Raw genomic sequence first — 12,174 nt, 5'->3', positions numbered from 1 at the left:
AACGTCGCGCGTCGCTGTCGGGCGGGCGCGGACAGCGCGCAGAAACCACAACGAAGACCATCACCCACGCGCCAACGCACCGATCAACTCCGGCAACCACACCGAGGCCGCCTCCACATTGGCCAGCACCTCGGCCAGGGTGATTTCCTCTGCATCGCCGCAACCGGCCGCCCAATTCGCCACGATCGCCAGGCAGGCGTAATCCAAGCCAAGTTCGCGCGCCAGGCCAGCCTCCGGCATGCCAGTCATGCCGACCAGATCGCAGCCGTCGCGGCGCAGCCGCGCGATCTCGGCGATGGTTTCCAGGCGCGGCCCTTGGGTGGCGCCGTAACAGCCGCCATCGACCAGCGCGGTACCAGTCACGTGTGCGGCAGCCAATATCTTGCTGCGCAGCAACGGCGAATACGGATGACCGAAATCCACGTGCAGCACCTCGCTCCCCGGCTCCTCGCACAGCGTGGAAATGCGCCCCCAGGTGTAGTCGATCAACTGATCCGGACAGGCCAGCACACGCGGCCCGAAACGCGCGGTGATGCCCCCCACCGTGTTCAACGCCAGCACCCGCGACGCGCCGATTTGCTTTAGCGCGGCAAGGTTGGCGCGATAGTTGATCTTGTGCGGCGGCAGCGCGTGACCTTCGCCGTGACGGGCCAGGAACGCGATGCGCTGGCCGAGCAACGTGCCGATCCGCAACGGTCCGGACGGGCTGCCGTACCGCGTGTCGACTTCGCGGGTTTCCACGTCGTCCAATTGTGCGAGTCTGTAGACGCCGGTGCCGCCGATGACGGCCAATGCGATGTGGTCCATGAAAATCCTCGTGCGGAACGTGAGCACGCCGACGGCCAACCGCCGACGCGCGGGAGTCTGTAGACGCCGGTGCCGCCGATGACGGCCAATGCGATGTGGTCCATGAAAATCCTCGTGCGGAACGTGAGCACGCCGACGGCCAACCGCCGACGCGCGGAGCGATGCGCGGAGCGCGCGCTATTCCTTCATCGCGTAGATTGCCGGCACATTGCGCAGGCCTTCGTTGACGTCCATGCCGAAGCCGAACACGTAACGATCCGGCACTTCCACGCCGCTGTAGTCGGCGCTCAACCCGCCGACGCAGCGGCCGTGGCGTTTGACCGTCAGCACCGCGATGCGGACGTCGGTGGCACCCTGCTCCAGGCACCACTGACGCACCGCCTGCAGGGTCAGCCCCTCGTCGAGAATGTCGTCCAGCAGCAGCACGCGGCGACCGTAGAGCGCGGTAGCGGGGCGATGCTTCCACACCAACTCGCCGCCGACAGTTTCGCCGCGATAGCGGGTGGCATGCAGATAATCCAGTTCCAGATCCTGACCACGGCTGCCCAGTTCCAGTGCCAGTTGCCCGGCAAACGGCAGTGCGCCATGCATGATGGTCAGGTAGACCGGAATGTCGCCGCGGTAGTCGGCGGCAATGGCATCGGCCATGCGCGCGATGGCCTGATCGAGCTGCGGACGATCGACCAGCAGGTCGGCATGAGCCTGGACCTGGGCGATGGTGAACGTGGACATCAGGCGATTTTCCCGAGAGTGGAGAGCAGATGGGATTGGGTATGGCCGTAGCGGGTATCGGCCAGCAAGCCATCCCAACCGAGGCCGCCACGACCGATCAGGCCGAGCAGCGCAGCGGTGTTGCACGGACGATCGCGCACGGCCAGCAACGATTCGGCGACCAGTTCCGGATGACAGACCAGAACCACATCGCAGCCAGCATCCAGATGCGCGGTCACGCGCGCAGCGACACCGCCCACAGCGAATGAAGCGGCCATCCCGATGTCGTCGGAGAACACCACGCCGCGGAAGCCGAGTTCCTCTCGCAGAATCTGCTGGATCCAGCGCGACGAATAGCCAGCCGGCTCCGGCGCCACCTGCGGATAGACCACATGCGCCATCATCACCGCATCGGCACCGGCGGCGATGCCGGCGGCGAACGGCACCAGATCTTCCTGGCGCAGCGTCTCCAGCGCGCGCGAGTCCTCGGCACGGTCGACGTGGGTGTCTTCCCGCACCGTGCCGTGGCCTGGGAAGTGCTTGAGTGTGGCGCCCATGCCAACGCTGTGCATGCCACGCACGTAGGCGGCGGCAAACGCCGCCACCACCTGCGGATCGTCGCTGAAGGCGCGATCACCGATCGCGCGATTACCGCGCGCCAGATCCAGCACCGGGGCGAAACTCAGATCCACACCGCTCGCGCGCACTTCGCTGGCCATGAGCCAGGCATGCTGTTCGGCCAGCGCCAGGGCGGCTTCGGGATCGCGCGCGTAAAGCGCACCGAAGCCCTGCAGCGGCGGCAATGCGCTGTATCCGTCGCGGAAGCGCTGCACGCGACCGCCTTCCTGATCCACACAGATCAGCAGCGGCCGTGGCGCAGCGGCGCGAATCGCCGCGCTCAGTTCGCTCACCTGGGCGCGCGAGGCGAAATTACGTTTGAACAGAACCACACCGGCCACCGCGTCGTGCTGCAGCCAGTCGCGTTCCTGCGCGGTGAGTTCGGTACCAGCAACGCCGATCGCGAGCATGCTTGAGTCTCCTGCCAGCGCTATTCAAGCGCGTCTAGGCCGGTATTGTCGCAGATGCCGACAGCGACGACGGACACCCAGATGATGGACTAGGGCGCGCAGGCATCCGCGCCGCAATCGCGTCCCGATGCCGAGGTGCCCGGCAGCAGACCGCGCAAGGTCGCAGCGAACACCTCTGGCGGCTGCGCGCCCTGCAGCGCCTGGCGGCCATCGATGACATACGCGGGTACCGCGCGAATCCCCATCGCCTGCGCCTGCTGCAACTGCGCCTGGATCTCGACCAGGCCCTCTTCCCCGTCCAGCAACGCCTGCACGCGCGCTGGAGGCAGGCCTCCGGCAGCACCGGCGTCAAGCAATGTCTGCGTCTGGACGAGATTGCGGCCTTGAGCGAAATGCGCTTGGAACAGCGCCTCGGCAACCGCGTCGGCATCGCCTTCGCGCGCGGCCAGCCACAACACTCGGTGTGCCGGCAACGTGGTCACTCGCACCTGACCGCGACCGAAATCCAACGGCAGGCCCTCGGCACGCGCGGTGGCCTGGGTCTGCATCAAAATTTGCTCGGTCCGCGTAGGACCGCCGAACTTGGATGCGTAGGCCTCGCGCAACGGCACCGGAGTGAAATCGGCCTCGGGATCGAGCAGATAGGGATGCCAATGGATCTCCAACGCCGGCGCATCCGCGCCAAGCGCCGCGACGCCCTGTTGCAGGCGGTGCAGACCGATCCAGCACCAGGGACAGACTACGTCGGACCAGATGTCGATACGCATTGGGGAGACTTAAGACTCAGCACGATGAAACATGAGACAGCATACGACACTGAACAACGAAGGCGATTGCCGAAGCGCGCTCTCCGTTTCCCATATGCGACTTCCCAGATTCAATCCTGCGACCAGCGACAAAACGGATGTGCCGCCAGGGCGGCGTTGTAGTAACGCCGATCGTCCGTGACCTCGACACCGATCCAATCGGGCATGGCGAAGCTCTCATCGGCGCTATCCAGTTCGATCTCGGCCACCACCAGACCTGCGTTATCGCCAAGAAACTCGTCCACCTCCCATAGATGCCCCTGGTGTTGCACCAAATGTCGGCGCTTGTCGATCAGTCCGCCCACGCATAACGCCAACAATGCGCGTGCATCGTCCAACGGCAGCGGATATTCGAATTCCTGGCGGGTATGCCCCAGCTCGCGCGACTTGAAATTCAAAAACGCCTGCTCACCCTGTAAGCGTACCCGCACCGACGCCTTCTCCGCCCCACTGGCCAGCGCCACCGGGTCGTTGAGGTAGCCCTGCGCCATCGGGATGACGGCATGCGTCGTCGTGCGCCAGCCATCGCCGGCAACCAGGAATTTACGTTCGATTTCGATCGACATGATGGGAATCTCGCAGAAACGGGGGGAGGTCTCGATACGATTACGTGATACGCACATCCGCAACGCGGTCAAACGATTTAACGACGACGAAAAGCAGTACCGCTGTGCAAGGCGCCATCCCAGGCCCCGCGGAAGATCTACCGCTCGAACACCGCGATACTCTCCACATGCGCGGTATGCGGAAACATGTCCATCGCCCCCGCTACCTTCAACACGAAACCCTGCGTATTCACCAAATAGCTAGCGTCGCGGGCCAGCGAGCCGGGATGGCAGCTCACATAGACGATGCGCTGGAACTGCTTCAGCGGCAGTTGCTGTAGTACCTCCAGCGCACCGGAACGCGGCGGGTCGAGCAGCAGCTTGTCAAAGCTATCGCGCATCCACGCTGCCTGACGCTGATCCTGGGTCAGGTCGGCAGCGAAGAACTGCGCGTTATCCAGGCCGTTGCGCTGCGCGTTTTCGCGCGCGCGCGCCACCAGTCCGGCATCGCCCTCCACTCCCACCACCTCGCGCACTGTGCGCGCCAGCGGCAAGGTGAAATTCCCCAGGCCGCAGAACAAATCCAGCACGCGATCGCCCGATTGCGCATCGAGCAAGGCCAACGCATGCGCAATCATCTGCTGATTGAGCGCGGCGTTGACCTGGATGAAGTCCAATGGCCGGAACGCCAACTCCACGTCCCACTGTGGCAACCGGAACGACAGCGGCGCCGCCTGCGGATACAGTGGATGCACGCTGTCCACGCCAGCGGGTTGCAGGAAGATGGCGAAATCGTGTGCCTGAGCGAAGGCGATCAGCGCATCCTGGTCGTGTTCGCTGAGCGGCTGCATGTGGCGAAAGGTCAGCGCCACCGTGGCATCGCCGGCGATAAACTCGATCTGCGGAATGTCGCGCTTGGCGTCCAGGCGCTCGACCAACTCGGCCAGCGCCGCAACCTTGAGCCCGACCTGCGGAATCACCGTATGACACACCGATAGGTCGGCGACGAAGCGTGGATCCTGCTCGCGAAAGCCGACCAGAGTTTTATCCTTCTTCTCTACCCGGCGGACCGAGAAACGTCCCTTCCGGCGGTAGCCCCAGGACGCGCCCGACAGCGCTGGCAGAACCACCTGTGGAGTGACATGGCCGATGCGCTCCAGGTTGTCGGTCAGCACCTGCTGCTTGGCGAGGATTTGCTGGTCCTCGGCCAGGTGCTGCAACACGCAACCGGCACAGACGCCGAAATGCGGACAGCGCGGCGCAACCCGCTGCGGCGAGGCCTGCAGCACCTGCAGGGTGCGCGCCTCGTCGAAATGGCGGTTGCGGGCAGTGGGTTCGGCGAGAACGATCTCGCCAGGCAGCGCGCCGGCGACGAAGGCGACCTTGTCGCCCTCGCGGCGGGCAACGCCGCGGCCGTCGTGGCTCAAATCGGCGATTTCAGTCTGGAAAGGGGTACGGTCGAGGCGGTTTCTGGATCGGGCCACGTGGCGATTGGCTGCGGGCTGAAAAGGGCGGCCATTGTCGCAGATGGCCAGGCGCCGGGACTGACTTGCGCTGGTCACAGCGACGCGGCAAAGTGACGCGGCGTCTCCGTAGACACCGCTATGATGTACCAACGCCGCATGGAGGCAACGCAAGATGGCATCGAATCAGAACACTGTGACGCGACTTTTGCTCGTCGAAGACGACCCGATCAGCCGCGCCTTTTTTCATATCACGCTGGAATCCCTGCCAGCACAGATCGATCTGGCCGACTCCGTCGCCACTGCCCTCGCCCACGCGGGAATACGCAACCATGATCTTTGGCTGATCGACGCCAACCTGCCCGACGGCAGCGGCACAGAACTATTGCAGCAGTTGCAGCGGCAGTGCCCCGGTGCGCAGGGATTGGCACACACCGCCGACGCCAGCGACACCGTCCGCGAGCAACTGTTACGCGGCGGGTTCGCCGAGGTCCTGTTGAAACCCCTAAGTGCCGAGCACCTGTTGCAGCGCGTGCGCTGGCTGCTCGCACGCGGCCCCACCAGCGACCTGTCCGCCATGGACTGGGACGAAACAAAGGCCCTGACTGCGCTCAACGGCGAACACGCCCACCTGATCGCATTACGCGAACTGTTCCTGACGGAACTGCCCGGCGCCCGCGACGCGATCGCCTCGGCACTGCAACTCAGCGACGAGCAAGCGGTACGCAGCCACCTGCACCGCTTGCAGGCCAGTTGTGGTTTCGTCGGCGCCACGCGGCTGGCGGGTGCGGTGCGCCAGTTGCATGGCAACCCCGCCTCGCCGCAGGCGCTGCACCAGTTCAGCGAGGCGGTGGCGGCGTTGCTGCATTAGGTCTGGACAGCGGGACTTGCAGCAAGACGCCTCCGCAGCGGCGCTTTTGGCCTGCGCCGCTGACGGCAGAAACATCGAACACCTACTTGTCGGCAGGAGGGCGCCAGCATACGTCGCCAAAAAAATCGGTGTTCCGGCCGATCCAGGCACCTGCTTGGCGCAGGCTGCGGTGCTTGCGTGTGCTGGCCGCGCTATTTCCCCTGCCCGCCGCCACGTCCCGACCGCGTTACGATTCTGGCGTTCCCATTGCCGGATCCGACGTTGCGTCTCCCTGCGGCATCGGCTTGCGCAGCAGATTTTCTAGCATTTCCCACGACTTCAAACCACGCCCACCGAGGTGATGCAGCAGCACCACACGCATGCCGCGACGCAAGCCGGGCAAGTCCTCGGCGACCGGCAGGGTATCGTCTGCCAATGCCAACAGCGCACGTCCGGTAGCCATACCGCTGCGCTGGTCGTGGCCGTGATCGCGCAACAGCCGCCTTGGCCCGTGTTCGGGATCGAGCGCATAGCGCGCCGCCGGATCGATTGGCGCGCCATCGCCATCGTGGCGCAGGTCGAACCATACCCCCAGCGCCTCCAGCATATCGCGCTCGAAACACCGCAGCGACCAGGCCAGCGGCGCCTCGGCAGCCAGCCGCGCGCGGACGCGTGCGTACGCCAGGTACAGGTCCGGCGCGGGGTCGTCACGCGGCGCCAGGCGCAGAGTCAGCTCGTTGATGTAGAAGCCGGCGAGCATCGCCTCGCCAGTGAGCCGCGGCGCCGTATCCAGCGGCTCGGCCGCATGCAGCTGCGCCAGTTCGCCACGGCGCTGGGCGCTGAAGCGGATCGACTGCAACGGCTGCAACATCGCGCGCAACGCCTGCTTTTTCGGCCCCTGCACGCCTCGCGCCAGCACACCGAGACGGCCGTGGTGCACGCTCAGGATTTCGACCAACAGGCTGGTCTCGCGCCAGGGCCGCGCATGCAGCACAAAGCCTGGCTCGTGCTCGATCAAAGCCGGGACTCGGGACCCGGGGCCAGGGGCCCGGGAAAAGCAGCAATCAGGCGTCGGAAAGCGCACGAGCAAACGCGACCAAGAACGCATTTGCCCTGGATTTCTCCGATTGATGCAGTGCGCAGTCGCAGTGAAGCGACGAGTTCGGGGCGGGATGCGCGCAAGCAAGCATGGCCGAGACCGTTGCCCTGGCTTCTCCCGGGTCCCGGGTCCCGAGTCCCGCGTCCCGGCTTCATTCGTATCCGAACGCCTTCAGCGCCGCTTCGTCGTCCGACCAGCCCTCGCGCACCCGGACCCAGGTCTCCAAGAACACTTTGGCACCGAACAGGCGCTCCATCTGCTGCCGTGCCTTGGCGCCGATCTCCTTCAAACGCGTCCCGCCCTTGCCGATGACGATCGCCTTTTGGCCTTCGCGCTCGACCCAGATCACCGCGCCGATGCGCAACAGCGCGCCATCCTCCGCGAAGCGTTCGATCTCCACCGTGGTGGCATAAGGCAGCTCCTCGCCGAGCTGGCGCATCAGTTGCTCGCGCACCAATTCGCCAGCCAAAAAGCGCTGGCTGCGGTCGGTGATCTCATCCTCGCCGAACATCGGCGGCGCTTCCGGCACCAACGCCAGCAGGTCGCGCACCAGCGCCTCCATGCCTTTGCGCTTGAGCGCGGAGACCGGATGCACCGCGGCGAAACTTCGACCGTCGCTGACCTGCTGCAGGAATGGGAGCAACGCGGTTTTGTCCTTGAGCCGGTCGACCTTGTTGACCACCAACACCACCGGAATCCCAGCATCGCCAAGGACGTTGAATGCCAGCGTGTCTTCTTCGTCCCAGCGCCCGGCTTCGATCACCAGCAAACCCGCATCCACGCCTTCCAGTGCACCGCGCGCGGCGCGGTTCATCACCCGGTTCATGGCGCGCTTGTGCTCGCGGTGCAAACCCGGCGTATCGACCAGCAGCAATTGCCCTGCGGGAAAACTGGCGATGCCCAGCAGCCGGTGCCGCGTGGTCTGCGGCCGGTTGGAGACGATGCTGACCTTGGCGCCGACCAAGGCGTTGGTCAGGGTGGATTTGCCCACGTTGGGCCGGCCGATCACCGCCACGCTGCCGCTGCGGTATGAAGTCACTGCGTCATTCACTTGCTCGAATCCAGTTGCTCGATGACAGCGGCGGCGGCCTGTTGTTCGGCCAGTCGTCGCGAGGTGCCCTCGCCCTCGGCGACGAGGACAGGCTCGGTGAGTGCGCAGCGCACCCGAAATCGCTTGGCGTGCTCGTCGCCAGTCTCGCTAATCAATTCGTAGGCTGGCAGCGCCCGCTGCCGTGCCTGCAGCCACTCCTGCAAGCGGGTCTTGGCGTCCTTCTCCGGCTTGCCCACCGGCAACGCCGCCAATCCGCTCTCGAACCAGGGCAGGATCGTCGCACGGCAGGTCTCGAAGCCGGCGTCGAGATAGATCGCCGCGACCACCGCTTCGACGGCGTCGGCCAAGATCGAATCGCGCCGATGCCCACCGGACTTCATCTCGCCCGGCCCCAGGGTCAGGCGGTCGCCCAGTTCCAGTTGCCGACCGATCGCAGCCAGCGACGCCTCGCGCACCAATTCGGCGCGGGCACGGGTCAGCGCACCCTCGTCAGCCTTGGGCCAGCGCTGATACAGCGCCTCGGCGATCAACAAGTTGACGATGCTATCGCCAAGAAATTCCAGACGTTCGTTGTGCGGTGCGCCGGCGCTGCGGTGGGTCAGCGCCTGCGCCAACAACTGCGGCTCGGTGAAGCGATGACCGATACGGTCACCACGCAGCACGGTTTTACTGCCCACCACGCGTCGTCAGATCCTGGGTGGCGTCGAACTTGCCAACCACGTCCAGGTTGGCGATCAGCGAGCGGCGCACTTCGTAGTCCACGTGCATTTTCACACCGGTACCGGTGCGTTCGAAAGTAACGTCTTCGGGCTTCACGTTGTCCGCGTTACTGATATCCAGGCGACGAAACAACGACCTCTTCGCCTCCGCCGGGTCCATCTCCGCGCTACCAGCTTCGGCCGCAAACCCCTTCATCGCCGAACGCACCGCGTAGAACTCCAGGTACATCGGAAACAGCTTCATGCCGATGTAGATGAAGAATCCGACCACCGCCAACACGACCGCGAACGAGGTCAAGGTGATCCCACTTTGTTTATGCTTCATCGCGTTTCCCCTCACGCACGTTACTGGATCGCCGTTCCGATCCGCGACGGATCGAAACTGCCGTTACATAACCACCCCTGGCAATTGAACCAGATCAGGAACGCCTTGCCACGCAAGTTTTCCTCGGGCAGGAAGTGGGTCTGGGTCCAGAACCGGCTGTCTTCGCTATTATCGCGATTATCGCCCATCACGAAGTACTTGCCTGGCGGCACCACCCAGTCGCCCTGGCTGGCCGGCATGTTGCGGCCCAGCCACTCCAGTTCGGTATGGGTCCGGCCCGGCAAGTACTCGGTGAGCAAGGTCGCACCGGTCATCTCCGCGCCTTTGCCCTTGCCCACGTATTCGCCGATGACCTTGTACTTCATCGGCGTACCGTTGATGTACAGGGTGTCGCCGTGGAAGCCGATACGATCGCCCGGCAAGCCAACGATACGTTTGATCCAGTTCTCTTCTGGATTTTGCGGAGGATTGAATACCACCACGTCGCCGCGCCTGGGCTCGCTCACCGGGATCACCTTTTTGTTGGTAATCGGCAAACGCAAGCCGTAAGCGAACTTATTGACCAAGATGAAATCCCCAACCAACAGATTCGGCATCATCGAACTGGACGGGATCTTGTACGGCTCGGCGATGAAGCTACGCAAGATCAGCACCACCGCCAACACCGGAAAAAACGCCCGCGAGTAATCCACGAGCACAGGCTCGGTGTCCAGCAAATTGGCGCGCGCGGCACGGCGCTTGGCAAAGAACAACTTGTCCAGCAACGTCACGATGCCAGTGGCGAGGGTCAGGACCACCAGCGCGATTTCAAACCATTTCATTCTGCTTCCTTCGGAACGGGACGAGCAGCCAGTGGCCGCGACAAAACGTGGAGGGATTTACGACGTGAAAGCCCGGCCGATCCAGACCGTTTACACGGCCGCCGGTGCCCTGCGCCATGCCTTATTTATTGTCCATCTGCAACACAGCCAAGAAGGCCTCCTGGGGAATTTCCACGCGACCGACCTGCTTCATGCGCTTCTTGCCTTCCTTCTGCTTTTCCAGGAGTTTCTTCTTGCGCGATACGTCACCACCATAGCACTTGGCCAGCACATTCTTACGCATGGCCTTGACCGTGGTGCGAGCGATGATCTGCGAGCCGATCGCCGCCTGGATCGCCACGTCGAACATCTGCCGCGGAATCAGATCCTTCATTTTCTCGCATAACTCGCGGCCACGGCGGTCGGCATGGCTGCGATGGGCGATCAACGACAGCGCATCGACCTTGTCGCCATTGATGAGGACGTCCACGCGCACGAACGGACCGGCCTCGAAACGAACGAAGTGGTAGTCCAGCGAGGCGTAGCCGCGGCTGACCGACTTGAGCTTGTCGAAGAAATCCAGCACCACCTCGGCCATCGGCAACTCGTAGCTGATCTGCACCTGGCTGCCAAGATAATTGATGCCGATCTGGCTGCCACGCTTCTCTTCGCACAGCTTGATGATGTTGCCAATGTATTCCTCGGGCGTGAGGATGTTGGCGCGGATGATCGGCTCGCGGATTTCCTCGACCATGTTCAACTGCGGCAGCTTGGCCGGGTTGTCCATGTTGATGATCGCGCCGTCGGTTTTCAGTACTTCGTACACCACCGTCGGCGCGGTGCTGATCAGGTCTAGGTTGTATTCGCGCTCCAGGCGCTCCTGCACGATCTCCATGTGCAACATGCCGAGAAAGCCGCAGCGGAAGCCGAAGCCCATCGCCTCGGAGCTTTCCGGCTCGAAGCGCAGCGCCGCATCGTTCAGGCGCAGCTTGTCCAGCGCCTCGCGCAGGTTCGAATAGTCCTCGGCATCGACCGGAAACAACCCGGCGAACACCCGCGGCTGCATCTCCTGGAAACCTGGCAACGGCTTGGCGGCCGGGTCGCCTGCCTGGGTCAGGGTGTCGCCGACCGGCGCGCCGTGCACGTCCTTGATGCTGGCGGTGACCCAACCCACCTCGCCGGCGGCCAGCTTCGGCAGCACTTTGCGTTTTGGGGTGAACACGCCGACGCTGTCCACCTGATGGGTGCGGCCGGTGGACATCACCAGCAGCTTGTCGCCGGCCTTGATCTCGCCCTGCATCACCCGCACCAGCGAGACCACGCCTAGGTAATTGTCGAACCAGGAATCGATGATCAACGCCTGCAACTTGTCGGTGTCGCGCGGCACCGGCGGCGGAATGCGCTGCACGATCGCCTCCAGCACATCGCGCACGTTCAGGCCGGTCTTGGCGCTGACCGGAACCGCGTCGGTGGCGTCGATACCGATCACCGCCTCGATCTCGGCCTTGGCCCGCTCGATGTCGGCGGTCGGCAGGTCGATCTTGTTCAGCACCGGCACCACTTCCAGGCCCTGCTCCACCGCGGTGTAGCAATTGGCTACCGATTGCGCCTCAACCCCCTGCGCAGCGTCCACCACCAGCAGTGCGCCTTCGCAAGCGGCGAGCGAGCGACTGACCTCGTAGCTGAAGTCGACATGGCCGGGCGTGTCGATGAAGTTCAAGTGGTACACCTGCCCATCCTGCGCGGTATATGGCAGCGACACGGACTGGGCCTTGATGGTGATCCCGCGCTCGCGCTCGATCGGGTTGGAGTCGAGCACCTGCGCCTCCATCTCGCGCGCCTGCAGGCCACCGCACAGTTGGATGATGCGATCGGCCAAGGTCGATTTGCCATGGTCGACATGGGCGATGATGGAGAAATTGCGGATGTTCCGCATCGAATCAGAGGACATGAGGTGGGCGGCGGCCAGG

The 12,174-nt window shown here is 64.1% G+C and carries 13 protein-coding genes; 1 reads left to right on the top strand and 12 read right to left on the bottom strand.

Annotation, left to right across the window (positions count from 1 at the left end; translation table 11 throughout):
• Positions 1-60: 60 nt before the first annotated feature.
• The 6 genes from XalbCFBP2523_RS06465 to rlmD all read right to left on the bottom strand — a co-directional run bounded on the left by XalbCFBP2523_RS06465 (position 61) and on the right by rlmD (position 5,381).
• Positions 61-807 carry an S-methyl-5'-thioinosine phosphorylase gene (locus tag XalbCFBP2523_RS06465; protein ID WP_045766214.1) on the bottom strand — a complete coding sequence of 249 codons (747 nt, stop codon included), beginning with the start codon at positions 805-807 and terminating at the stop codon, positions 61-63.
• A 177-nt stretch (positions 808-984) separates the two neighbouring features.
• A complete protein-coding gene (locus XalbCFBP2523_RS06460; protein WP_045766215.1) occupies positions 985-1,539 on the bottom strand; it encodes a hypoxanthine-guanine phosphoribosyltransferase in 555 nt (184 codons plus the stop codon).
• Positions 1,539-2,546 (bottom strand): beta-N-acetylhexosaminidase, encoded by a 1,008-nt coding sequence (gene nagZ, locus XalbCFBP2523_RS06455; RefSeq protein ID WP_045766216.1) that lies wholly within the window; start codon positions 2,544-2,546, stop codon positions 1,539-1,541. Before nagZ ends, XalbCFBP2523_RS06460 begins: the two co-directional genes overlap by 1 nt.
• An 89-nt stretch (positions 2,547-2,635) precedes the next feature.
• A complete protein-coding gene (locus tag XalbCFBP2523_RS06450; protein ID WP_045766217.1) occupies positions 2,636-3,313 on the bottom strand; it encodes a DsbA family oxidoreductase in 678 nt (225 codons plus the stop codon).
• Between the two features lie 110 nt (positions 3,314-3,423).
• Positions 3,424-3,918: a CYTH domain-containing protein gene (locus tag XalbCFBP2523_RS06445; RefSeq protein WP_045766218.1), complete on the bottom strand. Its 495-nt coding sequence runs from the start codon at positions 3,916-3,918 to the stop codon at positions 3,424-3,426.
• A gap of 137 nt (positions 3,919-4,055) precedes the next feature.
• On the bottom strand, positions 4,056-5,381 hold the full coding sequence (gene rlmD, locus XalbCFBP2523_RS06440; protein ID WP_045766814.1) for a 23S rRNA (uracil(1939)-C(5))-methyltransferase RlmD: 1,326 nt from the start codon (positions 5,379-5,381) through the stop codon (positions 4,056-4,058).
• Between the two features lie 154 nt (positions 5,382-5,535).
• Here rlmD and XalbCFBP2523_RS06435 point away from each other — a divergent pair, with 154 nt between their 5' ends.
• Positions 5,536-6,231, top strand: coding sequence for a response regulator (locus XalbCFBP2523_RS06435; RefSeq protein WP_045766219.1), 696 nt, complete (start codon positions 5,536-5,538; stop codon positions 6,229-6,231).
• 226 nt (positions 6,232-6,457) lie between these two features.
• On the opposite strand, the gene recO is transcribed toward XalbCFBP2523_RS06435, so the two are convergent.
• The 6 genes from recO to lepA form a co-directional block, all read right to left on the bottom strand.
• Positions 6,458-7,228, bottom strand: coding sequence for a DNA repair protein RecO (recO, locus tag XalbCFBP2523_RS06430; protein ID WP_045766220.1), 771 nt, complete (start codon positions 7,226-7,228; stop codon positions 6,458-6,460).
• 232 nt (positions 7,229-7,460) lie between these two features.
• On the bottom strand, positions 7,461-8,360 hold the full coding sequence (gene era, locus XalbCFBP2523_RS06425) for a GTPase Era (RefSeq protein ID WP_012917014.1): 900 nt from the start codon (positions 8,358-8,360) through the stop codon (positions 7,461-7,463).
• Entirely contained in the window at positions 8,357-9,037 is a 681-nt protein-coding gene (gene rnc, locus XalbCFBP2523_RS06420; protein ID WP_045757388.1) for a ribonuclease III, read from the bottom strand. Before rnc ends, era begins: the two co-directional genes overlap by 4 nt.
• Positions 9,027-9,404: a DUF4845 domain-containing protein gene (locus tag XalbCFBP2523_RS06415; protein ID WP_045766221.1), complete on the bottom strand. Its 378-nt coding sequence runs from the start codon at positions 9,402-9,404 to the stop codon at positions 9,027-9,029. The genes rnc and XalbCFBP2523_RS06415 overlap by 11 nt, the downstream gene beginning before the upstream one ends.
• Before the next feature lie 20 nt (positions 9,405-9,424).
• Positions 9,425-10,225: a signal peptidase I gene (gene lepB / locus XalbCFBP2523_RS06410; RefSeq protein WP_012917017.1), complete on the bottom strand. Its 801-nt coding sequence runs from the start codon at positions 10,223-10,225 to the stop codon at positions 9,425-9,427.
• A 121-nt stretch (positions 10,226-10,346) separates the two neighbouring features.
• Complete coding sequence (gene lepA / locus XalbCFBP2523_RS06405; protein WP_012917018.1) at positions 10,347-12,140, bottom strand: translation elongation factor 4; 1,794 nt, start codon at positions 12,138-12,140, stop codon at positions 10,347-10,349.
• Positions 12,141-12,174: the final 34 nt, after the last annotated feature.

This window comes from Xanthomonas albilineans (genome assembly GCF_002939705.1).
GTDB classification, from domain to species: Bacteria; Pseudomonadota; Gammaproteobacteria; order Xanthomonadales; family Xanthomonadaceae; genus Xanthomonas_A; species Xanthomonas_A albilineans.
This window is presented reverse-complemented; position numbering and strand designations above follow the sequence as displayed.